General features: G+C 37.5%; 23 protein-coding genes, 1 tRNA gene and 3 pseudogenes. 4 read left to right on the top strand and 23 right to left on the bottom strand.

Annotation, left to right across the window (positions count from 1 at the left end; all coding sequences use genetic code 11):
- The 16 genes and pseudogenes from G400_RS15540 to G400_RS0113925 form a co-directional block, all read right to left on the bottom strand.
- Positions 1-1049: pseudogene (locus G400_RS15540) on the bottom strand (hypothetical protein); the annotation flags it as partial.
- A 993-nt stretch (positions 1050-2042) separates the two neighbouring features.
- A complete protein-coding gene (locus G400_RS0113990; protein WP_017262760.1) occupies positions 2043-3899 on the bottom strand; it encodes a hypothetical protein in 1857 nt (618 codons plus the stop codon).
- A 25-nt stretch (positions 3900-3924) separates the two neighbouring features.
- A complete protein-coding gene (locus G400_RS0113985) occupies positions 3925-5028 on the bottom strand; it encodes an acyltransferase family protein (RefSeq protein ID WP_017262759.1) in 1104 nt (367 codons plus the stop codon).
- Between the two features lie 228 nt (positions 5029-5256).
- Positions 5257-5733, bottom strand: a pseudogene (locus G400_RS16520) (glycoside hydrolase family 73 protein); the annotation flags it as partial.
- A 339-nt stretch (positions 5734-6072) separates the two neighbouring features.
- Positions 6073-6717: pseudogene (locus tag G400_RS16515) on the bottom strand (hypothetical protein); the annotation flags it as partial.
- A 755-nt stretch (positions 6718-7472) separates the two neighbouring features.
- Positions 7473-8576 carry an AI-2E family transporter gene (locus G400_RS0113975; protein WP_017262757.1) on the bottom strand — a complete coding sequence of 368 codons (1104 nt, stop codon included), beginning with the start codon at positions 8574-8576 and terminating at the stop codon, positions 7473-7475.
- 29 nt (positions 8577-8605) lie between these two features.
- Positions 8606-9169, bottom strand: coding sequence for a DUF402 domain-containing protein (locus tag G400_RS0113970; protein ID WP_017262756.1), 564 nt, complete (start codon positions 9167-9169; stop codon positions 8606-8608).
- Positions 9170-9303: 134 nt separating this feature from the next.
- Positions 9304-10428: a UDP-galactopyranose mutase gene (glf, locus tag G400_RS0113965; RefSeq protein ID WP_017262755.1), complete on the bottom strand. Its 1125-nt coding sequence runs from the start codon at positions 10426-10428 to the stop codon at positions 9304-9306.
- A gap of 1 nt (position 10429) precedes the next feature.
- Positions 10430-11386: a glycosyltransferase family 2 protein gene (locus G400_RS0113960; protein ID WP_017262754.1), complete on the bottom strand. Its 957-nt coding sequence runs from the start codon at positions 11384-11386 to the stop codon at positions 10430-10432.
- Between the two features lie 20 nt (positions 11387-11406).
- Positions 11407-12375 (bottom strand): glycosyltransferase family 2 protein, encoded by a 969-nt coding sequence (locus tag G400_RS0113955; RefSeq protein ID WP_017262753.1) that lies wholly within the window; start codon positions 12373-12375, stop codon positions 11407-11409.
- The gene (locus G400_RS0113950; RefSeq protein ID WP_017262752.1) at positions 12341-14287 is read right to left on the bottom strand and encodes an HAD-IA family hydrolase; all 1947 of its coding nucleotides are present in this window, start codon (positions 14285-14287) and stop codon (positions 12341-12343) included. Before G400_RS0113950 ends, G400_RS0113955 begins: the two co-directional genes overlap by 35 nt.
- Positions 14288-14314: 27 nt before the next feature.
- Positions 14315-15082 (bottom strand): DUF4422 domain-containing protein, encoded by a 768-nt coding sequence (locus G400_RS0113945; RefSeq protein ID WP_017262751.1) that lies wholly within the window; start codon positions 15080-15082, stop codon positions 14315-14317.
- Positions 15072-16469 carry a hypothetical protein gene (locus G400_RS0113940; RefSeq protein WP_017262750.1) on the bottom strand — a complete coding sequence of 466 codons (1398 nt, stop codon included), beginning with the start codon at positions 16467-16469 and terminating at the stop codon, positions 15072-15074. Before G400_RS0113940 ends, G400_RS0113945 begins: the two co-directional genes overlap by 11 nt.
- A gap of 15 nt (positions 16470-16484) precedes the next feature.
- On the bottom strand, positions 16485-17138 hold the full coding sequence (locus G400_RS0113935) for a hypothetical protein (RefSeq protein WP_017262749.1): 654 nt from the start codon (positions 17136-17138) through the stop codon (positions 16485-16487).
- Position 17139: 1 nt separating this feature from the next.
- Positions 17140-17778, bottom strand: coding sequence for a sugar transferase (locus G400_RS0113930; RefSeq protein WP_017262748.1), 639 nt, complete (start codon positions 17776-17778; stop codon positions 17140-17142).
- Between the two features lie 138 nt (positions 17779-17916).
- Positions 17917-19353 carry a flippase gene (locus tag G400_RS0113925; RefSeq protein WP_017262747.1) on the bottom strand — a complete coding sequence of 479 codons (1437 nt, stop codon included), beginning with the start codon at positions 19351-19353 and terminating at the stop codon, positions 17917-17919.
- A gap of 375 nt (positions 19354-19728) precedes the next feature.
- Here G400_RS0113925 and G400_RS0113920 point away from each other — a divergent pair, with 375 nt between their 5' ends.
- Entirely contained in the window at positions 19729-20175 is a 447-nt protein-coding gene (locus tag G400_RS0113920; RefSeq protein WP_017262746.1) for a flavodoxin, read from the top strand.
- A gap of 62 nt (positions 20176-20237) precedes the next feature.
- Complete coding sequence (locus G400_RS0113915; protein ID WP_017262745.1) at positions 20238-20645, top strand: GtrA family protein; 408 nt, start codon at positions 20238-20240, stop codon at positions 20643-20645.
- 73 nt (positions 20646-20718) lie between these two features.
- Here G400_RS0113915 and G400_RS0113910 read toward each other — a convergent pair whose 3' ends face one another.
- From G400_RS0113910 to G400_RS0113900, 3 genes are all read right to left on the bottom strand, one after another.
- Positions 20719-21585 carry a YihY/virulence factor BrkB family protein gene (locus G400_RS0113910; protein ID WP_017262744.1) on the bottom strand — a complete coding sequence of 289 codons (867 nt, stop codon included), beginning with the start codon at positions 21583-21585 and terminating at the stop codon, positions 20719-20721.
- A 117-nt stretch (positions 21586-21702) separates the two neighbouring features.
- The gene (locus G400_RS0113905; RefSeq protein WP_017262743.1) at positions 21703-22122 is read right to left on the bottom strand and encodes a GtrA family protein; all 420 of its coding nucleotides are present in this window, start codon (positions 22120-22122) and stop codon (positions 21703-21705) included.
- A 126-nt stretch (positions 22123-22248) separates the two neighbouring features.
- On the bottom strand, positions 22249-22881 hold the full coding sequence (locus G400_RS0113900; RefSeq protein WP_017262742.1) for a DNA-3-methyladenine glycosylase: 633 nt from the start codon (positions 22879-22881) through the stop codon (positions 22249-22251).
- Positions 22882-23032: 151 nt separating this feature from the next.
- On the opposite strand from G400_RS0113900, the gene G400_RS0113895 reads away from it, so the two are divergent.
- Positions 23033-23233, top strand: coding sequence for a hypothetical protein (locus G400_RS0113895; RefSeq protein WP_017262741.1), 201 nt, complete (start codon positions 23033-23035; stop codon positions 23231-23233).
- A gap of 75 nt (positions 23234-23308) precedes the next feature.
- Here the strand turns inward: G400_RS0113895 and G400_RS15530 are convergent, their stop codons facing one another.
- Positions 23309-23923, bottom strand: coding sequence for a MarR family winged helix-turn-helix transcriptional regulator (locus tag G400_RS15530; protein ID WP_017262740.1), 615 nt, complete (start codon positions 23921-23923; stop codon positions 23309-23311).
- A gap of 213 nt (positions 23924-24136) precedes the next feature.
- On the opposite strand from G400_RS15530, the gene thiD reads away from it, so the two are divergent.
- Positions 24137-24943, top strand: a complete 807-nt coding sequence (gene thiD / locus G400_RS0113885; protein ID WP_017262739.1) for a bifunctional hydroxymethylpyrimidine kinase/phosphomethylpyrimidine kinase — start codon at positions 24137-24139, stop codon at positions 24941-24943.
- 72 nt (positions 24944-25015) lie between these two features.
- On the opposite strand, the gene G400_RS0113880 is transcribed toward thiD, so the two are convergent.
- The 3 genes from G400_RS0113880 to G400_RS0113870 form a co-directional block, all read right to left on the bottom strand.
- Positions 25016-25306: a hypothetical protein gene (locus G400_RS0113880; protein ID WP_017262738.1), complete on the bottom strand. Its 291-nt coding sequence runs from the start codon at positions 25304-25306 to the stop codon at positions 25016-25018.
- Positions 25307-25336: 30 nt separating this feature from the next.
- Positions 25337-25409 (bottom strand) — tRNA-Arg (locus G400_RS0113875).
- A 46-nt stretch (positions 25410-25455) separates the two neighbouring features.
- Positions 25456-25839, bottom strand: coding sequence for a tautomerase family protein (locus G400_RS0113870; RefSeq protein ID WP_017262737.1), 384 nt, complete (start codon positions 25837-25839; stop codon positions 25456-25458).
- Positions 25840-25842: the final 3 nt, after the last annotated feature.

Here is a 25842-nt window from a genome sequence, read left to right as displayed (position 1 = left end):
TTTTCTCGAAAATCATCTTTTACAATTTGATAAGTCCCATTATCATAATAATTCCACTCTTTTGTTCTAGGCACCCACGTTAAACCACGCGCAATTGCACCATCAGTTTTAAAGTAAAACCATGAGTTATTATTTTGACGAAAATCGTCCTGTACAACAATATTATCTCGCCAGTCTGCAAAATAATATGTGCCGTTAGCGGAAAATAAGCCTTCCTTTACGCGACCATCGGCGTCAAAGTAATACCGGTGATTTTTTAGAGATAAAAAAGTGTTTCTTACTACATTTCCGTTTTGATCCAGATAAGAACGACTACCATCCGTATTTTCTACCCATTGATTTTTCTCAGTGCTTTCACGTTCAGACATAAAAGAAAGATTTATCGCTCTTTGATTCACTTTTAATGTCTTGGACGATTCATTTCCAATTTCAAATTGCTGATTAGTCTGATAATCTTGATTTACAGCATGACTGGTGACTTGAACGGTTGCATCTGAATCAATGAATGCTTTATTATCAGATTGACTGTCAGACTTCGACGAAGCTATTGATTCAGACTTCGATATACCAACACTGTTATTTGCAACATTTTCGTCAGAAAAATTAGATTGAGCATTCTGAGCACTCGTTGATACAATCTCACTTAAACCAGCACTTGAGGCCCCAGGTACTGAATTCGCACCGCTTGCACTGCTAGTACTTGTAGAAACTGACTGCGCCGAAATCACCGACTGAGAGCTACTAGATTTTTGTTCGTTCAGTGGATTTTGACTCACCTCTGATTTGGTCTGCAATGAAGCAACAGAGCTTTCCCTCAAACCGACTGACATTGCGTTTTTTTTCGTAATATCGGCCTCATTAGTCGTGGAAACGTTTTCATGATTAACGTCCGAATCACTACCTATCATGTCAGCATTCACTCTAAAACTGTTTAGTCCAAGAAAACCTAAACCAACTGAGAATAATAGCAAATCTCTTCTAATCCTGTTAAACATAACATCCCTATTGCTACCCCGATAAATTTTTACACTAAGATTCTTTTCAATCATTTTTATTTTTTACCCCTGTTAAACTTAAGCTGGCAATATAAACAAATATATCATCATTTCTTCTAATAATCTGTAACAGTACTCTTTCAAAAAATTACTGATTTTCCACTTCTGTAAAACGAATGAAATATATTGCAATGGTGATTTTTTACAGAATATTCACACTTCTGTATCAGTTACAAGCATCTGAGAAACACACAATTTAATTTTTATTCAAATTAAATTGTGGAGAATTTTTTGTTGTCAATAATTCCAACATTACACTTCACTTTAAGATTCATCTAATTGTTCACGCGTGGTCGCTAACAGAACACGCGTTTTGTATCAGTTTTCTTCGCTATAACTTAATCCATCAATTAATTCGGTGATGAGTTATGAGCTGAAATATTAAAATTTATATTAGCCAATGTTACCTCATGGTCAACATCAGAAAATCTGTGCGATTACTGGCAAAAAAATTTACGTAAAGATACCAATAATCTTACAACCCCTCGTTAAAAATTCAGACAAACCTGTTTGTTTGTCAATGGCTTATTCCTATTCTTTGACACACGGACGAACCGTTCAAAACTTCAACTTGAAAAATCCGTTACTTTTTTCAAACTACTAGAAAATGAATATTTTCCTTGATCACATAACGACAGCGTTACTAATTTAAAGACCACAACTTAATTAAACAGCTTTCTACAAGAATTCCCACTTTTTTAAGTCGGGTTTTTCACCGCATTTGGGATCAAGAGCCTGAAATCAGATTGCACAGCGACCAACACAATGTTTGCAAACATTTGTTGGAAAACACAGCGTCAACCATTTAATAGAGTCATAGAGAGTCAAAAGAACCAAATATGGCAAGATTTCGCAAAGATTGTTTAGTAGTTGTTCATGTGGAGATGTGACTGAGCTTATTTTTAAAAAAGGTAGGTTGGGTATATGTACAAAAAAAGAGTTCAAAATATTTTGATTTTGAACTCCTTTTTACTTAATGCTTTTGTTTCAAACCAACTTATCATTTTTTGAATTTATGAAATTATCTATACAATCATGTTCAAAAACAAACGCTAATACTAACAGTTCGAAATTCCAATAAAAAGGATCGTAATATCTAAACTGCTGAGCCGGTATCGCAATAATAAGTGTTCCAAATATCATAATGGGCAGCACCTGACTCATTACCAAGGACCATTTTGATGAAACTACAGAGATGGAAAGGAGCCACATCGACAGGATAAAAATCGTGGCTGGGAAAGACACCACTTGTGTTAATTTTTGTCGATAAATAAAACTACTAAATTGTACATATAAAGAATGTATTTTCACTGGAGAGTGTCCATACATGTCATCGATCCAACTGGGAATTCTGTAATTAACTACGTGACCATTACGTAGATACGAGGCCTCACGACCAGGCACTGTTGTAAAGTTAGCAGCTCGGGCATCATAACTACCAAATGGATTATACGAACCGACATTCACTTTCCAGAATGGCCGAGTTTGATTGTAGTATGCCTTTAACGCAATTCTAGGATTCTTAAGAGCTAGTTTGAGTGTCATCATAGTCAAATTCGTCAAATGATGACTAATATAATCTCTATTATATGCACTACCTGGAGCAAACTTAATGGAATCAACTGAATAAGGAGAATACAGCTGGCGCCACTGTACATCTGGTAAAATTTTCAACATTGAGTTACGTTCTTTAGCACTGATGTTACCATTGGAATCATATACAGCAGCTAGAATTTGCGTTGGAACTCCAAAACTCTCACTTGGATCACTTGGCTGAACATTCATGCTTTTGTAAAATGGACCCGTAACCAAAAGTTCAAGCATTATTGCTAAAAAAGCCACACTATGCCATCGAAAAAACATTCTCGAATGATGACAGGCCAAAAATACTATCTCAAATGCAACAAAAGCTATCAAAGAATTTGTTCTCAGTCCTGAAAACAAAAAGACAATTATGAAAACCGTCAATGGGAAAAACTTTGATTCTAATAAGTTAGGTTGAACAAGCATTCGATAAATTAGAAAAGTTAAAATCAAGCCAATACTTGCTGATAAGGAATCTTTAGTGATGAATTGGTTCATAATCGGTGAAAACGGTGAAATAATAGCCAGCACTAGCAAGCCGATAATCAAACACTTACTAGACCTTCTACTAACTCTTTCATAAAAATAAATGAAAATCCAGGACATTGTAAAAATATAAAGGACATTCTGCAATAAAGCATAACTTGCAACAGAATTCCAAAGTTGCATACATAACTTTATAATCATCGTGTTCATAACAGGTTGAACATTTGAATAGACATTCGTTTTAAGCTGCTGCCATTGCCACAACGAATCAGTCATCATGATGCCAGGATAATATGCAACGAAACAAACCAAATTTGAAGTCACTAAGCCTGACACAGTTAAAATTCTAAACACAATAGACCTTTTCGGTAATACAGTTTTTGATACGGATTTATTTTGATAAACATTCAGCAAAATGAAATAATTAAGCAAAGCCATTGCGATAACAAGTATCGCCGTAATGACATAATAAATGGTTTTAAATTTTTCTAATTCGTTCAAAGAGCCTACAAAAGATATAGTCGTCCAGCAGCTCAATAATGTTGCCAAAATTGCACAAGAAACTGTCTGAAAATTATAAGCACCTCTCCATTTCATCTGTCTGTCGATCTTAAAAAAAGAAATTAGCAACACGTAAAAAGCCATAAAAACAAACGTCAACGCAATAAAATTAAAAATGTGAAAACTAGATGTCATTGTCATATAAGACAACAGCAAACTTATCGTGAATACATATACGTACAAAATAGATTTGTTAGTTTTAATTTTCATCATGATTTTTTATGCTCTTTTCACACTGCTATTTATGTTGACTTGTTTCCGTTCTCTTTTGCGCTCTGCGTGGTAAATAAATTGCTCGTAGACCGGGAATATAAGGCATTCCCAGAGTAAAAACAATTGGTGTGATCAATCTAGCCAACATCAAGGCAATAAAAACAATAGCTCTAGGATAATTGACGGTCGAGGCTAATACTGCCGAGCTAATTGTCAATGTGCCTACATCGATTGCATGGAAACACATCATTACAAGCGACCTGCGGCCAAGTAAGCTTAAAGTTTTTTTTATGCGACTGAAACGTTTTAAGAACATAGACAATGCAAATATTACAAGTGTTCCAGAAACACCACCAATTATTGCGGTCAAAAAATTTCCGCTAGGAATATAAGAAATTGCAGACATCTGAAATAATCCATTTTTTGCACTAACTAGCCATAACAATAACATAACAAAAATAATCATTGGTTGGCGAATAAGGGCTTCTAAATCTATCTTTTGCAAAAGGTATCCGACATAAAAGAAAGCCACCGCTAAGAAAGCCGAATCTAACGCTAACGGTAAAATCCATAATCGAGCTAAATTAATGCCAATAACAACTATGATAGAAACAAAAATGGCTAGAACCACATCACAGTTACTGTATCGTTTTGAGTACTGATAAATAGCTTGAAAAATCAAATTTGTCCAGAACATGGCCAATAAGAACCAAATAATTCCAATCAGAGCAATGTTCCATCCAAAAGGATTAACTGTTCCAAAGGGTCCGCCACCAAATCCATACAAGATGCTAACAACTAACTGTCTAATGTCATGAAAGGGAGAAAAAAAGATATCGGGTAAAATATTAAATTTTGCCAAAACAAAGGCAATTATAAAGATTCCACTGGTCCCTAGATAGGGAACCAGCAAGCTTCTTATCCCTTTTCGTAAAACAATACGTAGTCTTTGTTGGTGAAATAAATATCCAGATACGATAAAAAAAAGTGGCATATGAAAAGCAAAAATAATTTTTGCAGGTAGAGTTTGCATACTAAAAGTTTGACTTTGAAACGTATGACCGATAACAACCGCTAATATCGTAATTCCTCTTGCAATATCAAGCCATTCAATTCTTTTTTTCCTCATTTTAAGTTATCTTTCGCTTTCTGTTCAAGATTTTGATTATTTCCATTTGTGATTAAAAACACTCTTAGCACCTAATTATTTACAGTAACATCTGAATAAATAAAAGGCATGCAAATGCGCTTTTGCACATTCATTTGTCTTTGAATGGTCATTCTGAAGTCATCTGTGACCCCCTTAACTCACAAAAGGAGGCCAACTTGATTTGGCCTCCTAAATCATATATTACTGCAATGCATCAAGGATATTTAATCCGTACGTTTGAACCATGGAAATTAATGATGTTGAGTATGCTGGATCGGTCGCATAACCGTCAAGACGTATCTTGTTTGCTACTGACACATAGTTGCTATCTCCCAACAAGTTATTATACCGAGAATTATACTTTAAGAACGCGCCATGATCTTGAATGCTCTCAGAATTGTTATCATACGCTCTAAAAGCTGCATAGATTGTTACATACTGATAACCATTATATTCCTGAGTAGGCAATGTAATGCTATTACCATTATACGTTCCTTTGATACCAAAAAGATTGTGTGCAGCCGTTGATAAATACGATTGTCCCCAACCACTTTCAATAATTGCTTGTGCAATCGTTATTGAAGGAATGACTCCGTACTCATGCCAACCAGCTATTGCACCCGGAATAACGCTCTCAAAGAAGTACTTTTGTGTGCTACTTAAGTTACTACCTAAATCTGACAATGCTATTACTTTGTGATAAGTACTACCATCAAAATAGACTAAATCATTATTAATACTTTGCCAACCAGTAGCAATTGAACCATCACCAGTGAAATAGTATTGAACTCCGTTGTTTTGCCGATAGTCATTTTTAACAATATGGTACGTTCCATAATCATAAAAGTTCCAAGTCTTTGTCCGTGGCACCCACGTCAGGCCCTCGGCTATTGAACCATCTGGTTTAAAGTAATACCAAACATCATTATTTGAACGAAAATCGTCTTTAACGATATGATATGTGCCATAGTCATAGAAGTTCCAAGTCTTCGTCCGTGGTACCCATGTTAATCCCTGACCGATGGAGCCGTTCGGATTGAAATAATACCAAGTACCATTATTCGAACGAAAATCATCCTTTACAATATGGTATGTGCCATAGTCATAAAAATTCCAAGTCTTTGTCCGTGGTACCCATGTCAGACCCTCGGCTATCGCGCCATCCGGTTTGAAATAAAACCAGACACCATTATTTGAACGAAAATCATCTTTTACAATATGATATGTACCATAATCATAGAAGTTCCAAGTCTTTGTCCGCGGTACCCATGTTAATCCCTGACCGATGGAACCATTCGGATTGAAATAATACCAAGTACCATTATTCGAACGAAAATCATCCTTTACAATATGGTATGTGCCATAGTCATAAAAATTCCAAGTCTTTGTCCGTGGTACCCATGTTAATCCGCGTCCAATCGAACCATTTGGATTAAAGTAATACCATGTACCGTTATTCGAACGAAAATCATCGGTCACTACTTGATGATTCGACCAATCAGAAAAGATCCAAGTGTTCGCCTGATTATCCCACGTCAAACCATTTGTGACAGCGCCACTATTGTCAAAATGATATTTATGACCATCAATCGTATAAGTGCCATTAGTCAATTTTTCACCGTTTTGATAATAATATTTGCCATCAACCCAGCCTTCCGTATCCTGCATAAAATCCATTACTGCAGCGTGTTCAATAGATTGCGTTGCACTACTGCTTACGACTGGCACTGCACTACTTGCTTGAGATTCTACAGAAGTTTGTTTGTCCGATGAACTGTCAACTGACGTTGCAGCTGTGGTGCTATTTGTCGAATCTTGAGCCTTACTGCCACTTACTAAGGAACTCAGACTACTTTCAGATGCTGAGGAGCCTTGACTGCTTTCAGACTTCGTCGTCAAGCTGGTCGATTCACTTGTTGCAGAGTTTTGAAGATTTTTAACTGACTCACTACTCGATTCGTTGTCCGTACCAGATTTCGCAATATTGCTTGAAGAACTTGCAGCTGATAAGCTCGACCCACTAACCGAAATACTACTAGATTGACTCGAACTATCTGATTGTTGATTCTCATCTTTAGACTTCGAATCTGAGACCTTTGTTACAGAACTATTTTCCACATTGGATTCACTGCTAGACGAAGATTGCTCATTTTGAACACTCTGATTATCTGCTAACACTGTTACACTATTATCGCTGCTAGCATTGATACTTGTTTCAGCGTGGGCAGTTGCTCCAATTGAAGCAACACCAAAAACAATGGTCGAAAATAATGCAATACCCGCTCTGACTAAACATTTTGACTGCATACTATAAGAGCACGACCTTTCCAAAGACAATTTAAATATAAAATAGCATAAAACTTTTAATGAATAATGACATTCACCTTACAAATCAACCATTTTTACATTACGTTCATTTTATTCTAGTCATCCTTTAGGCTAACTATATTCCAAACATATTGAACAATCGTTCTTAACACGGCATAAAAAGGAATTGCTAAAATCATTCCTGGAATACCCGCAATATGTCCTGCCGCCAGCAATAAAATAATGATTGTTAATGGATGAATTTTCAGCGAACGTCCAATAATGTTTGGATAAATAATATTACCGTCTATTTGTTGCACAATAATAACAACTACAATGATCCAAATAATTTTGTTAGGAGCCATTATCAATCCAACAATTAGCGCAGGTGTGATTCCAATATACGGACCCACGTAAGGAATAATATTGCATAACCCAGCAATAATGCCAAGTAGTAATCCGAACGGCATTCCAATAACTATGTAGCCAATGGATGTAAATACGCCAACAAATAAGCATTCAATAATTTGGCCACTAATGTACTGAGAAATGGTATCACCCATTTTATATAACAAATCAATGATTCTGTCCTGTCGACTGTTGGGTAAAAACTTCCTAACAGTCGGAATCAACTTTTCACCATCACGCAACATATAAAAAAGAATAACTGGAACAGTGATGGCAGTAACGGTTATGTCGGTGATTGTGCCAATAACAGACCCTAAGCTACTGCTCAGACTTCCGATAAAGCTTTGGGCCCAACTCGACAAAGAGCCTTCAATTCCTTTTAGATAAACAGAAACATCACTATTTTTAAGAAAGTTGGATTTGGAAATATACTGAGTAATCACCTTCTGCGATTGTGTAGCAATGTGTGGAACGCTCGTAACTAACTGACTGATTTGTTTGGCGAGCTGTGGAATTAAAGATATGATGCCTAATGCAATAATGCCAATCAATAAAACTATTACTAAGAGCGCCGCCCAAGTCCTCGTGATCTTAAAACTTTTATAGTGAACTTTCATAAATAATTTTACTATCGGGTTTAACATATAAAATAAAAAACCAGCCACCAAAATAGGCACAAAAACGGCCGAAATAAACGTTCCAATAGGCCTGAAAATAAAGTTTATCTTTGTACAAATCCAAATTATTAACACAACCGTCAGTATTTCAATCGACCAAAATAACAAACTCGAATGTTTAGCTTTATTTAGCATGAATTTACTTCACTTCCTTCTTGTTACGACTAGACAATATAATTATGGCCCTTTTGTTTTATTAGTTCTCTATATCTTCGATACCATAAATCAATATAGCCTTTTGAAAAGGGCCCTTTACCATTATTAATCCAATCCACTAAAACCTTGACGTTTTCTTTTAAGATAAGATCTAATTCGTCACTATAATGCCACTTATTGCTGTGCTCACCATACTCGTCAACATCCAATAATTTCTTCTCACCATTTGGAAATACTTTAACATCCAGATCATAATCAATGTATTTTATAGCTTCTCTATCTAGAGTGTACGGAGAAGCTAAATTACAATAGTACGAAACACCATTATTTCGAATCATTGCCACGATGTTAAACCAATAATGTTTATGAAAATAAACAATTGCAGGCTCTCGAGTCACCCAGCGCCGACCATCATCCTCTGTCACCAAAGTATGATCGTTCACACCAATTAAAGCGTTATCACTGGCTTTTAAAATCATTGTATCCCGCCAAGTACGATGCAAACTTCCATCATGCTTAAAACTCTTAATTGCAACATATTCACCCTCGTGGGGCGCCTGGCCATTAATCATACTGTCACTGTCACCCTTTCTACATACGGCAAATACAAAATCTAATAACAAGTATACAGTAAACACCACATGAGAAAAAAGATTCTAAAATAAAAAAGCCCTAATTTAGGACTTTTATTGCGAATCATTAAAAACTAATCTTTAAATTCTTGACTAACCGCCTCTAGGGCAGCATGAATAACTTGATGCATATCATAATATCTGTACATTCCCAGACGTCCACCAAAAGTAACCTTAGGCTGATTTTCAGCAAGTTTTCGGTACTCGGTATACAACTCATTATTTGCTTTATTGTTTACCGGATAGTAGGGCTCATCACCACGTTTCCAATTAGCAGGATATTCACGGGTAACGATTGTTTTACCTTTGTCACCCTTGCCAAATTCAAAGTGCTTATGTTCAATAACACGAGTGTATGGTGTTTCAGAATCAGTATAATTGATCACTGCATTGCCTTGGAAATTATCAACGTTCATTTCTTCGGTTTCAAACTTCAATGAACGATATTGCAACTCACCAAGCTGGTAATCGAAAAATTCATCAATCATTCCAGTAAAGATAATTCTTGGATAATCTTTCAAATATTCTTCTTTATTATCAAAAAAGTCTACACCAGTTTCAACATCGATTAAATCACTGTCCAGCATTTTCTCAACAATTTGTGTGTACCCACCGATTGGAATGCCCTGGTATATATCGTTGAAATAATTGTTATCAAATGTATACCGAACAGGCAGCCGTCGAATAATAAAAGCAGGAAGTTCAGTTGCCTTTTGCCCCCATTGCTTTTCGGTATAACCCTTTATCAGTTTGGTATAAATGTCCGTACCAATCAATGAAATTGCTTGTTCTTCAAGGTTTCTAGGCTCTGAATCTGATAAATTGGCTACAGCCTTTTGCTCCTCAATTTTTGCTTTCGCTTCGGCTGGTGTCGTAACGCCCCAAAGCTCTGAAAAAGTGTTCATATTAAATGGTAGATTATACAATTCACCCTTGTAGTTAGCTACAGGCGAATTTGTGTAACGATTAAACTCAGCAAACTGTTGAATATAATTCCAGATTTCTTTGTTTGAAGTATGAAAAATATGTGCGCCATACTGATGAACTTGAATGCCATCCTGTTCTTTTGTGTAGATATTACCCGCAATGTGATCTCTTTTTTCAATCACCTTAACGTGTTTGCCTCGCTTAGCGGCCTCATAAGCAAAAGTGGCCCCAAAAAGACCTGACCCAACAATCAAATAATCATAATTTACCAACTTAGTGTCCTCCATTACTTTTTTGTTTAGATGATCCAGGCAAGTAGTGCCTTGATAAACCACCCTTACCAGATAACCCTGCGGCATAGGCTCGTACATATGCTTTAATCAAATACCAGCGGTTACCAGAATACGCATTGCCGCAAATCTTAATCATCAATCTCGGGAACCAATAAATGAGATATAACGTCGTAATAATGCGATTCTTACCATGCTTTTTCAATAAAAAAATAGTGTTTCGAACATCATAGAAGGAACGCCAATCCCTAACATATTTTGTATGAATGTCAATTGATGGAATAGCAGTCTTATGAATCAAAACTGCTTTGTTAACATTGATAATCTTAGAGTATTCTCGGATTCTCATTGAATATTCTACATCATCCCACCAGATAAAAAACTTTGATTCTGGTAGACCAATTTTTTTAATGAGATCAATATTTATCAAGCAACCACAAAAAGTAAACCAATCAATGTTTAGTTCATCTTGATTTTGAAAATCTTCTACCGAACGACCCCGTCGACGCAACCAATAAGGATTGTAAACATTTCCTCGTTGGTCATTTTGAATTCGACCATCTTCTAACTTAACAGTTCCAGAAAACGCTTTGACATCTGGATGCGCAATAACTGAACTGTCAATATTTTCAAAGTAGTTATTGTTAAATATTGCATCATCATCAGACAAAGAAACCCAGTCAATATTCAAATTGCGAGCAATCTTCACGCCTTCATGGAAACCGCCGGCGCCACCAACGTTCTCCGGCAAGAATTGATAAATGAGTTTTGAATTCTTCAAAATCCCCGATTCATCCAGCATTGCCTTTGTTCCATCAGTGGAATGATTATCAATTAAAATTATATATTCTGGCGCTACCGTTTGGTTTAAAAGACTGTTTATCGCTTCCAGTAATAATTTTTTTCGATTAAAGGTAACTATAATAGATCCATATTTCATTAAATTACTCCAAACTCATATTATTTCGGCAGATAACGGTTGTTTTTTCCTAGTTTGTGCCTAAATGCATCTCTAAACGCATCCACATATACGCGTAAAACATGTCTTCTATAACCTGCAAACCTCTTCATCGGAACTGTTGCAATCTTTCCGAACATCCAAGCAAGCAAAAAAAGTGTACTCAAAACTTTGTTTTTCCCATGTTTTTGAACCATAACAACACGATTTCGAAGTCCGTAATACTCCCGCCAATCCGGCTGATATGCCGCCCTGAATGCAACAGAAGAAATGCCGGTTTTATGGACGATAGTGGCGTCACTCACATTTATTATTTCCGAATGCTGCCGAATTCTCAAGGAGTATTCAAAATCATCAACCCAAATAAAGAAATCAGATTCGGGCAAGCCAATCTTTTGAATCATAGATTTTTTTACAACCAGTCCAACAAATGAAGAAACGTCGTAATTGAAATTATCAACATACTCAGAAGTGGCTACTGGTACCGGTGCCAATGTGTTCCAATCTCTAACACGTCGACGGTGTGTGAAATCGATATCCATATTTTCAAATCTAACTGTGCCGGACAAAGCTGCTATGTCTCTGTTTCTTTCGGCATAATTAGAAAGCTGTTGGAAATAATGTCTTTCAAAAATTGCATCATCATCAGATAACGAAATCCAGTCACACTCATACTTTAAAGCGTCTTTAATTGCAGCAGCGAAACCGCCAGAACCGCCAATATTCTCTGGTAATCTATGATATTCAATCGATTGATCAACAAAGTCAAAATGGCTACGCAAATATGTTTCCGTGCCGTCACTGGAATGATTGTCTAATATTACAATTTGTTGAGGCTTGTTGGTTTGTTGAAGAAGACTTTCAACAGCCTCGGTTAACAGTAACTTTCGATTATAAGTAACAATAACACTCACATAATTGATATTAAAAGCCTCCTCAATTCTTATGTCGTAAACGCTTAACCAAATCATACGACCATCTATAAGGTAAAGGTAATTTAAACAGACGCCTTAAAAATCCTATTTTCCATCTAGAAGCTGAAAGATCCCTTTTAAACCGATTCGGTTGTTTGATATAGGTTCCTACTGAAAGTGGCGCTGCTAATGGAACAAAACTGTGATCAAAGAATTCAAAATCTGCAAACAATTCGATGTCTTTGGCAGAAGGATTAGTCCCAATTCGATGGAAAGGTCTAAATGCTTGTTTTCCGTTCAAATTAATCATCTCAGCAACCTTTGAATCGCGCAGCTTTTCAAGTAAGAATATTGCACCCGCCTGAATTTGCTCAACTTTATCACGTTCCACCTTATGACCCGTGCCTTCATACTCGTAGTCGAAAAGTTCTGGAACAACTTTCTTATTTTCTAATCGATAAGATTTTGTGGACCCTTCCCCTGAGAAAAACATCATTTCTGTCAAACCCTGCATAGAAGTGGTCAAGTCAACATCATTCGAATTATTCAATTGATCAAAAACGTAGGCCTTACCTTTTATCCCGAATTTTTTTGCGGCGGATACTAATCCGAAATAAAAACCTGTGATGTCGACATCAATATTCATATCAGTTAATTCCTTGGTCAGAAAATGCTGCATTGACCCCTTCCAACCAATATCTACAATTGCAACCTTGCCATTAAAATTGGCATCAACCAAATACTTCTTAAAAAGCTTCAATTGATCGTTAGCATTTTGCCACATATCCAACTTGACCGCTTCAAACAGTTTTAAGTAAACATCCCGCTTTTTAAAATCTGCTTGAGCTACGCTTTCGTTTAAATCAACATTGTTCTTAAGTAAAAAACTATTGTAATCGGAAGCCTGCAAATTAATAGCACTAAAAAAAGTTTGCACCGAAAAAAAAGGAGGTAAATCGAGAACATCTAACACATCGTTCAAAGTTTTTGTTTGACTTAAGTAAGGAACTTTTACACTTTGTCGTGAAACATGTATGTAGTGCGTTTCATAATTCTTTTCAAAATTCATTTTAGAAAATGCACGTTCCATAATGAATCCATCACGGGAAAGAAAAAAGACCTTTTTAATGCCTTTTTCTTCTAGATTTTTATTAAGCCATTTTGTAAAACCAAAAAGCAGTTGTCCAAACGTTTCAAAACCGAAAGAAAAATAAGGGTTCTCTGAAATCTCATCACACCGATTATTGATGAAAGCAGTGATGAAGCTCTCATCCAAATTTGGCTGTAGTAATGATCGATTGGAAATTTGTCGATCATACTTCGAAATTTGAACCGCCTTTATTCCCGCTCGTTTTGCTCCCCATACGTCGGCCTTAATTGAATCTCCAACATGAATCCATTTGTCTGTATCAATTCCATCTACATGGGCAATAGCCTTAAAAAGTTGCCCTGATAACTTATCAGAGCCAACCTCATTTGACACAAACAAATTTTCAAAGCCTCTATATCCGGCATTCTTTAAAATCTGCTTGATAACCTTAGCAGGTAAATACATATCTGAAATAATAAGAATCTTTTTCCCGGCCTTTTGACAGCGATCATAAATTTCATGTAATTTGTCATTAGAACGACAAAGTTCAAGCTCTAAATTAATCTCTTCTTGAGCTAATTTGCGTGCATTATCTTCGCTAGAAGTTATGTGTGCATAAATGTCTGTCAAATCTGTTTTAGCACCTTCGGCAGCCACTGCAACCGACTCAGCCTTAATTCTTCTGTTGGCAAAATCCTCGATGCCATTCCTTCGTTCTAGAAGTTTAAAAACATCTGTAGGATTCGAAATATCACGTTTTATGAGTGTATCAAAAATATCAAAAGAAACTATTTGATATGATTGAATACTTTTCCACAAATAATCGACATTTACTGTTGGATATGCTTGTAGAAAATACTTTAAGCGTTGCTTAATCACCCAAGTCACTCCTTCTTGTTTTATCCGCTAATTAGAAAAGTTAGACTTGAATTTCCTTTTAAGAAACGAAAAGCCCTTGACCAACCAATTCTGTTTTTCCATGTACACAAAATTAACTTCCTTGTACCTGATATCTAAGGTCTCCAACCAAACATCGAGCAGTAGTTCACTAATAAACCCGTAAATTCTGCTTTCGTAGTTGTCATAATTGCTGGTGTCAACTTGTTCTTCAACCTTGCCTAAAATATCAAAAAGCCAAGTACAGTATTCATTAAACAAACTTTTTTTCATAATGAACATGTTAAACATATGCGCTGACGTCTTGGACATTACATGATCAAACGCGGACAAATATGCTGGATAATCACGCCCAATAATTTCACGCGTCTTATCCAACGGTTCAGAATGATGTGAATGAACATAGTGAGAGTAATTTGACTCTATATAATATTTCCGTTCTTTGGGTAAGATCACATCAACATTTTTTAAAATCTCTTCAATCTCAGATTCTGTCAGTACGCTGTCTAGGTTTTTTTTGTGGTTCAAGCTCATATAACGCCGATAGTGGTCTAATCCAATAACATCTGCATCAAGATTTTTCCAAGCCCAATACAACGCTGTTAATTCGTTGTAAGAAGAATTTTTTAAGGAGATATTATCTCCAGTATTATCTCCCTGAAAATCATGGTTTACATCCGGATGAATCGATTTACCAACAAAAATTGGCAAATAGACCTCGCGATCTTTGGGCATCCTATAATTTTTATGTGTTGCAACTAAAACCTTAATATTCATTTGCCAGAGACTCCTCGCTTGAAAGCTGATTTTCTGCAATGTTTAAAACAGAAACATAGAAGAAGAAAGAAATAAGCATGTAATATTCACTCCAAGAAAATACTAACAGCGCTAATACAAAATACATTATTAGAAAAATTTCAAAAGAGTCTATTAAAGTGAGAAACAGTGCCCTGTCATTAATGTGCGATGCGCGCAAACGTGCCTTAAGGGTCCAAGCCAGCTTTATTCTTTTCCCAATATAGAAAAGTATTGGACCAACAATAGCCAAACCATACTGAGCAAGCCATCCACCCCAAACACTAAGAATTGGATACGAATTTTTCGAATAAACCGTTAAATACTCTGGGTTATTACGTGTCCGCCACGGAACATACTGCATTAAATAAGAACCAGCCCAATCATTTCCAACACCAATAACCGGATTGTGAATAAATGTAAGGATCAAACCTATAGTTCCACCACGACGATTATCTGTTCCACCTTTCTGAAACAAATATTGATTCAACAAATTCGTAACACTCGGCACAGTCAAATAGGATACGAAAATCCCGATACTTATTACTACAGCAACGATTGCATAAACAATACGATCCGTAGCCCCTGATTTCCAAAATAAAGTCAAACATGCTATCCCAATAACAAGAAAGCCGGTTGTTGTCTTCGCAAAAAACAGAACAACGAAGAGCCAAATAAGAGCCAAAAAGTACCATCCGCGTGATTTAACAACAGCATTTTGAAAGTAGTCAAAATGGTTTGCAATTGCCGCAATTGTCATTGGTAAAAAAACACACGCAATTTGTGCAGCCAAATAACCAGCTTCCGCCTCGAAACCGTTTAAACGCCCCATAGTAGTAACGTAACTACCATTATCATACCAATTTCTAAATTTCCAACGTTTTTCAAAAAGGCTCGCAACCAAATTGACCCAGCTGTGCAGACCATTGTTTGACAACGATGCGATGAGTTGTGGCAACAAAACAAACAAACTGAAAACAATTAGTGTTAGAAAGATTGCTCTAATAAATCGCTTAACAGCTAACATATCCGTGATTGTGGCTCTTACACAAAAATAAGCAACAAGTATTGTTAAAAAAAGCCCTATGACGTTTAGTGTCCCGTGTAAAATCCCAGCATCTTGCTTAGAATCGCCATAACGCAAATAACTAATCAAAATTGCAGTTAGCTGAGCTAAAAAAGCAAAAACAGTAAACAAAAAAGCCTTTCTAGTAACAAACTGCTCCCCAAGCTGTGCGCCATGATCCACAACGGCTTGATAAGCAATAATCACTAAAAAGGCGAGGATGGGAAACTCGGCCACAGTTGTGGGTAATGCGTATGTGTAAGTTTTGACAAACAAACTTATTGGTATCAACAAACCTGACATTTTCCCTAACTCCTGCTATTCTTTTTCTTTTCTAGTTTTAAGCTTCTTGTTCGCAAATAAATCATAAGTGAACATGACAAAAGCGCCTAAAACGGCCCCGAGAGCGAACCCAAAAGCAACAAACTTTTTCTTGCTAATTGAATTATTAACAGCAACTGCATTGTCCTGAGCAGGCGCTAACTTCTTGATAGCAACGTCCATTCCAATATACTTTGGTAATTCTTTAGCAGCAACATCAACCGCTGTGTTGGCCATCTTCTTAGCCACAGCAGCTGAGTTAGCCTCGGCATGTGCCTTAATAAAAGTGGTTCCCGGCGTAACTACATAGCTTAATTGACCAGGCAAGGACTGTTGGTTATATGTGTACCCTTTGACATTTTGCATTTTCTCATTTATACGATTCGTTACTGAATGATCTGTCAGTAAGTCTGAATATGTATCCATCATAGCAATATTACCTTGAATCGCAGAGGAAGAAAATTTCGAGTTAACATCTCGATAAATGAAAAAACTACGCTGCGCATCAAACGTCAGACTATTCTTATGCCCGGCGTATACATAAGCACCACCTGCAAATACAACACCAAAGATAACAATAATTAAAATGTTTAGATAAAAAGACTGCCACAACTGGCGAACTGAATAATGATTGTTCAATTTAGTTTCCACCTTAATAAGCCCCATCCGAGGTCACAATATGAAGAATGTTTTTGAAAAATATTTTTGTGTCAAAGAATAAACTAGCATTCTTAACATAAGAGAGTTCAAGATCACAGCGCTCTGGATAACCGATATTTGATCTTCCGCTTGCTTGCCACAAACCCATAGCTCCGGGTCTGACAGACAAAAAGACATCCACTTTGTCGCCATACTCAGCTAGTTCCTCACGAACGACTGGCCTTGGTCCAACAATACTCATTTCACCGCGTAAAATATTGATGAACTGAGGTAGTTCATCCACCGACGTACGTCTGAGCCATCTGCCAAACCTAGTTACCCTTGGATCCTCGTCCGGAGGCAGTTTGTAGTTATTATCAATATATTTCTGATAAAGTTCTGCATTGTTGTGCAACTTTTGATCAGCATTAACAACCATCGATCTGAATTTTAAAATATAAAAATCCTGATTGTCCTTCCCGACTCTCTTTTGCTTAAAAATAACCGGTCCCTTGTTTTCTGAATCAAACTTATAAACGAGAAAAACAATTAAAAAAATGGGACTTAGCAAAACTAAAGCAACGCACGACAAGACTACATCTAGAAACCTCTTTGTAATGAGGTAAAAACTCGATTTTGATTTTGTTTTCATGTTCTGTAAGATTCAACCCTTTTGTCTATTAGCATGTTGCCTAGCACGAATAATAGGATAGCATTATTCATTTTACCAAGCAAGCCGACTAAAAATGAGAAAATTGAGATATCGCATCTTGTTGCTGAAAATGAATCATTAACCCTTGCGTTTATTTATTTGTGTCCGAATAATCGAGCGTACATCGTCAATTATCTTGGCTCTCGTAAACATCAATCCAATAGTGTAAATTATGGCGCCCGCCATAACTTCAACGATAATATGAACCGGATCCATAGACCACCGTTTTACCATTGCAAACACTATTAGATACATAATAAGTCCGCTAACAAAATACTTCCATTGACCGAAAAACATCTTTCTCAAATCTAAAGAGTCGCGCACTATATAAATCTGATAAACCGTAACCACTAGCTCAGAAAGGACCGCCGCATAGGCCGCGCCGACAGGTCCCGCCCATATGATTAAAGGGATATTTAAAAAGATGTTTACAACTGCACCAAGTGAGACAGAGGTTGTGAGATCTTTCATTCTCTGAACTGGCATTAAATATTGCTTGCCTGTAACGGTACTCCAAGCAATCAAAAGTATTATTGGAGCTTCCGTGACGATAACTGGACCACTTGCAACATAACGACTCCCAAAGAACCAAGGCGCAAACTTGCCACCCACTGCCATTAATCCAAACATTAATGGAACGGAAATAGAAGTCACAAAGTTCATATTGCGATACAAACTGTTATGAACTCCTTTAATATCCCCCTTAGCAAACTTCGCAGCAACGTGGGGCAACATAACTGTCCCAGTAGCTGTTACCACCGCAAGAACGGTATGCACGATGTTATCGGCAAATGTAAAGTACGACGTGGCCTTCACAGAATCAAACTGAGTCAGCATCGTTCGGTTAACTACCGCATATATTTGAACTGCAATGTTGGGTAAAAACAAAACAAGCGACGGTTTAAAATGCTTCCATACCTGCAATGATTTTAGAGATACCCGTTCCACTGAATGTCTCAAATATGGCCACAGTGTTAACCCTCCTAATAATTGAGAAGCGCCTTGAATAATAGTGTAAATTGCTAAATCGCTAGGTTTTTTAACAAAAATAAAAATCAAAATAATACAAACAACTTTAACCAAGGTGTTCCTAAAAACAGTTTTTCCGAAATCTTCCAGGCCCATAAAATACCAAGAAATATCAATGCCACTAGCAATCAGCCATAAGATTTGCAACAACTGGATAGTTAAATACTGTCGGTCAAAAGCAGTAAACGCAAAAAAAACTATTAGAGCCGAAGTAGTAGTAATTAATTGGAGAATTTCGATTTCCCAAAAAATTCGTGAACGAGCTTGTTTGTCGTCCTTGTGATACGCTATTTCTCGATTTCCATACAATGTAATGCCAAGGTCACCGATTAAGACAAAATATTGAATAATGGAATAAGTGTAGTTATAAACACCGTTTCCATACGGCTGTAACACACGTGATACATATGGTTGAGTAATAAGTGGGATAAGCAACAAGAGCACTTGATATGAGGCGTTATACAATAAATTTCTAATAGTTCTCAATTGTTCTTGCCTCCCTTTTTACGTTTAACCCGTTAATGCTATCATGAAATGACAGAAAAAAAAACAACTCTCTTAATTTCACACCATCAAGCTAAGGACTTATTAAACATTCCATCCTAATTTGTTATAAATAAATGTGCCAAGTGCTTAATCACTTTCATGTTTTTCAGTGCTCAACACAATTTTATTAATTTAAAGTTATATCGAATCTCCTATTGTCTTATTTCAATTCCAGAAAAATTCGATCATTTGTGACATCATTTCTTAAAGATGATCAAACAAGCATAAATCACAATCTTTGCAAAAGTTTTTCTCTATGTTAGTTCATGTTATAATCCCATAAAAGCAATTTTTACTTCGGAGGAAATTTTCAAAATGAATGCACATGTTGTATACGCAACCATTACAGGCAATAACGAAGATGTAGCCGACATCATAACCGAGGCATTTGAAGAATTAAATATCCCAGCTAAAGAATCAGAAATTTCGCAAACAGATGTCGATGACTTCGCCAAAGCTGATATCTTGGTCATCGTTCCTTATACCTACGATGAGGGTGCACTTCCAGAAGAAGGACTTGACTTTTTTGATGATCTTTCAGACACAAACCTTCGGGGAAAGGTTTTCGGAGTTGCTGGGTCTGGGGACGTTTTTTATGGCGATGATTATGGTGTCGCCGTTGATCGATTTAATGACCAAATGTTAAAAGCTGGGGCAAAGATGGGAGCAAATCCGTTAAAAATAAACCTAAGTCCAGATGCTGATGATATCAAGAAACTTGATCAGTTTGTAAAAGAAATAGTTACCACAGCCAAGGTTTAGTGCAAAAAGTAAAACTCTATTGACCACCTCAACAAAGTCTATAAAGGGATTGAATTATTTATATGGTTAGATGGATTAATAATCACCATGCATTAATTGAATACGCCGTGTGGGGGACCTGCGCTTTTTTAATTAATTTATCTGTCTTTACTGTGTTCGATGTCTGGACTCCTATGAATTATCAATTGGCAAATGCAATTGGCTGGTTTTTAGCAACTACTTTTGCTTTTTTTACAAACAAAATGTGGGTGTTCGCCACTCATGCAAATGGCTTTAAAGCATTGTTTCATGAGATGTGGTCGTTTTATTTTTTTAGGGCTGTCACATTATTAATGGATATAGTCATTCTTTTTGTTGGGATTACTCTGTTTAAAGGCAACGACATTCTCGTTAAGCTCGTTGACCAATGTATCACCAATGTGGCAAACTATTTTTTCTCTCGTTGGTATATTTTTAAAACTGTTAAATAATATTACTTCCATACTAATTAAGCCTCTGAAATCGGACAACGTCCAAGTTCAGAGGCTTATTTTGCAACGAAGCTCATTTCTTTTGCCACACTTTTGCAATCCAGTGCAATGATTGACGACTTTCAACTATGGATCCACTAAAATACTCCTGAAGAGTTGCATTAAGAACCGACCCTGTTAAAATGACAATTCCTGAAAAATCAAGCCACATCATAATTACGATAACTGACCCAACTGTTTTATAAGTGGTAACGGACTTGGCAAAATAATCAACATACAATGAAAAAAGTTGTGACAATAACAACCACACAATGGTTGATATCAAGGCCCCCACCCATACGTACCGCCACTTTAAATGTGCGTTAGGCAAAAAATAGTACAGCAGCAAAAGTAAAACAAACAACAATCCCAACGTGACTGGCCACTTTAAGGAGCCAACTACACCGGTAATATTACGACTTAGATGAAGTAAAGGTGTCAGTTGTTTAATCACAACCTGTCCCAAAGTAAAGAAAAGAATAATGATTGCCATAATGATGATAACCAATATCATCCACATAAACGAAAACAGACGATTAGCAATTGCATTTTGGTTTTCACCAACGCCGTAAGCCTGATTGACCGTTCGCTGAAAAGCGGCTACCACTTGACTTGTAGACCACAAAGCAACAACCGCCCCAATTGACAGTAAACTGCCACTGCCACGTTGAAGAAAAGATAAAATTGCTGGGGCCAAAGTCCTATATACATCTGCTGGGACAGCAGTCTGTAAATAATCCAAAACTGTTCGCGCATTGATACCAAAAATAGGCAATAAATTCCCAATTACAATCACTGCAGGAAAGATTGACAACAGTGAATACCACGCCAATATTACCGCTGAGTTGCTAACTTCAGCATTGCTAAATCGGCGTATAAAAATTTCAAAAAAACGTTTCATTGTTAACCCCTGTTCACACTTTAAGTCAATTTATTCTTGTCTAATTAAACCATATTGGCGTTCAAAACAAAAAAAGCATGTCCGAAAAAGACGGATATGCTTTGTAATGAACTCAAACTAGATATCATTTGTTTTAAAAATATACCATTTACTGAAAAAGTAATTTGAAACAACCACAATAATTTGATCAATAACTTTTACGAGCATTGCATTTCCGTGAAGAACAGTAATTCCGACGAACATAATTATCATTTCAAAAAACAAAGTCAGAATTCGAAAACCAAAGAAAGAGATCATTTCTTTAATGATTGCAACTGCACCCGTTGCTTTAGAAGAAAATACCCACAACTTGTTTGTTATGTAAGCAACTAAAACAGCAATTATCCAAGCTAAAACTGTCGCAACCTGGTAGTTCCAGTGCCACCAATAATTTGCAACCGCAAAAGTCGCTAAATTAATTATTGTTGTAACGCCACCAAAAAAAAGATAGGCAATCTGAGACTGATACTTTTTAAATAACTTTACTAAAGTTGCCATTTAGAGAATTCCAACTTCCTTATTTAATCAACTAACATAACAATTTACGACTTTGACAGCAACGTGTCGACCCTTCATAAGTAAAACTTAGGTATTTATTATTTTAGATGTCGTTATCGCAACCAACTAGTCCTTCGTCCAACCGTGATTATCCCAATTCATTTCTCTCTTCTTCATCCCCGAGACAAAAGGATTTTCCTCGACATAAAACCGAAGCTGTCGGTCGTGCCATTCCCCTTCACTGACACCAACCCGAGCAGCACTCACAATTTGCTGTGGTTGATACTGGCCACTAATGCTCAAGCTAAAGGGAGACTGACTCAGTAACATGTCATTGTACTGCAACGTGTCTATCCCCATCGCCGCTGTTAACTTAGCAGGACCGTTGGCAACATCAATGCCCGTTCTATGACGATTTTGTTCCATCAATCTTGTACCAACGGTTGGTTCGAGCGCCCGCAGTAAAACTCCTTGTGGTGTACCCGACGGCTGACAGATAAGATTCATAAGGATTAGCCCACGCATTGTATAAAAATACAGCGCACCAGGCTCTGAAAACAAGGCTGCGTTGGCCTTGCTCTTTCGATGGCCGAAAGCATGCGCAGCTGTATCTTGATCGCCCAAATAAGCCTCGGTCTCGACGATAACACCACCAACTACACCATCGTCCATTTTTCGCGTCAATGTGACACCCAGTAAATCCTTGGCAATTTGTTCTGTTGGCCGTCCTGAAAAGAAATCCGCTGTTAATTCTTTCATTAAATTGTTTGCTCCATTATAAAATCATTTATTCTCTAAGAAATGAAACCGTTTTTTCTTAGAATTCCGTTTTCTATTCATTAATATGATACAACATAGGTGGGTTCAGTGTATGTCACACTATGTCATCATTATACAAGGGGGATTTATCATGCAACGCGATGATTCACTTATTGTTTGGATTTCTGGCAGTGTTTTACCACTTATCATTTTGATTGGCCTACTGTATGGACTGATTGCTGGGCAAGTCGTCACGGGGTTGGTTGTTGGCATTATTGCCGGTCTTCTCTTGGCGGGCGTCTCATTCATTTCATTTGCAATGCTGGAGGACGTTTTTGTGCCGAAAGCATAGGATCTGCAATTATATATGTAAAAAGAGTGGTTACTGAAAAATAATATCAGTAACCACTCTTTTGCGTTTATTAAACTAACGCCAGAAACCGTTCATCATGCCCATGTCTGAGTTATCGTGATGTTGACGATTGAACCCCTGACCACGAGGATCAAAACCATTGCGGCCATTAAATGAACGACGGCCAAAGTGGCCTGCAGGACCAGCGAATGAGCCAAATTCAGGCTCTGGTGCGTCATCCATATCTGCCAGCTTATCTTTTAGCGAACCGTCAAGTTTGGCCAACAACTGTTGTAACTGTTGTGTCTCCTCATCAGTCAAACCATCGAACAAGCCTGTCAGATACTCATCCGTTGTTTGCTTGCGTTCCGCTAAGCGTTTACGTCCTGCCTCAGTGAGAACGACGTGCGTAATTCGTTTGTCGTTTTCGTCAGCATGCCGTTCAATCAATCCCCCATCAGAAAGCTTACTCAACATTTCTGATAAAGAAGATGGACGAATGTCCAGCAACTCAGCTAGTTCACTCTGTGTGACATTATCATGATCTGCAATCAATTGTAACAACCGGCCACGACCAAATCCATGGTGACGGCCGTGCAGTTGGCCACGAGTCGCAAACCCATACCGCTGCATCTGTTTTGTTAAATCCATAAATGTTCTAAACAATTCATCGTTTTTTTCAGTATTCATAATTTTCCTCCAAAAATTGTTAGTTAGGTGCCTAACATCGACTATTATATAGGCACCTAAATGTTTGTCAACACTTTCGATCTAATTAGGCAAACATAGACAAAAATGAAAATTTGTCCACCTCACACAAAAACTGATTAAAAAGACTGTCGCAGTTGATTTGGATTGTGCTACGCTATCACCAACACCAATTGAAAAGCGAGGTTTTATGAAATGGCAAATGAATTTCCACAAGTTGTCACCATTGCCGGTTCTGATTCCGATGGCAGTGCTGGTTTACAGGCAGACTTAAACACATTCTTCACCCGCAACGTTTACGGCATGTCCATCGTCACAGCATGTGTCGCTGGCAACTCGTATGGCATTCAGGCATCCACATCAATGCCGACCGACTTCATTAACCAACAATTTACATCCTTAGCAGATGACTTTGATTTAAAGGCCGCCAAAACAGGCATGTTGGCCGATGCCGAATTGATTAATAACGTTGTGACCAATTACAAACGTGTCGATTTTGGACCGCTAGTCGTGGATCCCGTTATCGTCACTAAACACGGCGCAATGTTGCTAGAAACGGCTGCGTTTGAAACGTTACGCGAACAGCTAGTTCCCTTAGCAACAGTGATTACACCAAACTTTTTTGAGGCGCAAAAGTTGGTTGATATGGTCATTGAAACAGATGAGGACATGTTAACCGCGGCTAAAAAATTGCACACGATGGGTGCTAACAACGTCATGATCAAGGGACAACATAGTGATGCTGATCAAACAGAAGTCCGTGATCTAGTCCTTCTGGAGAATGGCGAACACTTCTGGCTCAGCGCACCTTACATTCATACAGACCGTGTTAACGGCACGGGTGACTCGTTATCCGCATGCATTACTGCCGAATTGGCTAAGGGTAAATCCGTTAAGGAAGCCATTACGATTGCCAAACAATATGTTAATGTCTCGATTGCTAACCAAATTGAAGTTGGTCACAAATATGGCCCAATCAACCACTGGGCTTACACGAATTAATGTTTGAGTCCTAGTAGTCAAAAGACGAGCATCCTGAAATCTTCAATGATTTCAGGATGCTCGTCTTTTATGTCATAAAAGCTTGGTGAACGCGTCTTTGGCCTTTGAACTAGCCATTAATAATACAGGGAAATCCGTCTCATTCCACTCGAAGCGGGGCTCTGACCGGACAAATTCGATGATGCCAGCCTGCATCCCCTTCAGCATTAAGCTTACTAACTCTTTGCTGCTGAAGTTCGGCTCGCCCATTTTTGCCACATAGGCGATGGATCGTGCTTTATCGTTCTTAAGCACCTTTTTGGCCTTACCGTTGCGCTCAATTGCATCAACTAAATAGTCCACGATCGTGTCGTTATCTGCCATTTCTGCATTACTCCAATAAGATAAGATGAATGTCCCCACCCAGACTCGAACTGGGAGCAGCCGCTTAGGAGGCGGCGGTTTTATCCAGTTAAACTATAGGGACAGATGAAACGATTCACCTTAGTGGATGAACCGTTTTTTAGTATACACTAATTTAAAAACTGTGCGGCACCATTTCCGAATGACCAGTCAGGACTGCCATTTTCTGAGATGACCACCATTACATCGTTCGGCTCGATACCAGCACTGGTTTGAAGCTCTTTAACGAGGTCTTCATAGAATGTTCGTTTCTGTGTTTCAGTCCGACCACCACGCATGGTGATTTGAATCATCACGAACTTGTCTGTTCTGTCGATGCCAAACCCGGTATCCTCAATTTCCATTTCTTCTGGATCATGTTGCGTCACAATTTGGTAACGATCCCTCGCAGGCACACCAAAATCTTGGACTAAGATTTTATGTTCTGCATCTAAAATGGCCTTCAATTCTGATTTACTACGGCCTCGTTGGAGGTCAACTCGTACTAATGGCATAAC

Origin of the sequence: Furfurilactobacillus rossiae DSM 15814, assembly GCF_000428925.1 — a bacterium.
Taxonomy (GTDB): domain Bacteria; phylum Bacillota; class Bacilli; order Lactobacillales; family Lactobacillaceae; genus Furfurilactobacillus; species Furfurilactobacillus rossiae.
Note: the sequence above shows the minus strand (reverse complement) of the source record. Positions and strands in the feature narration are given on the sequence as shown.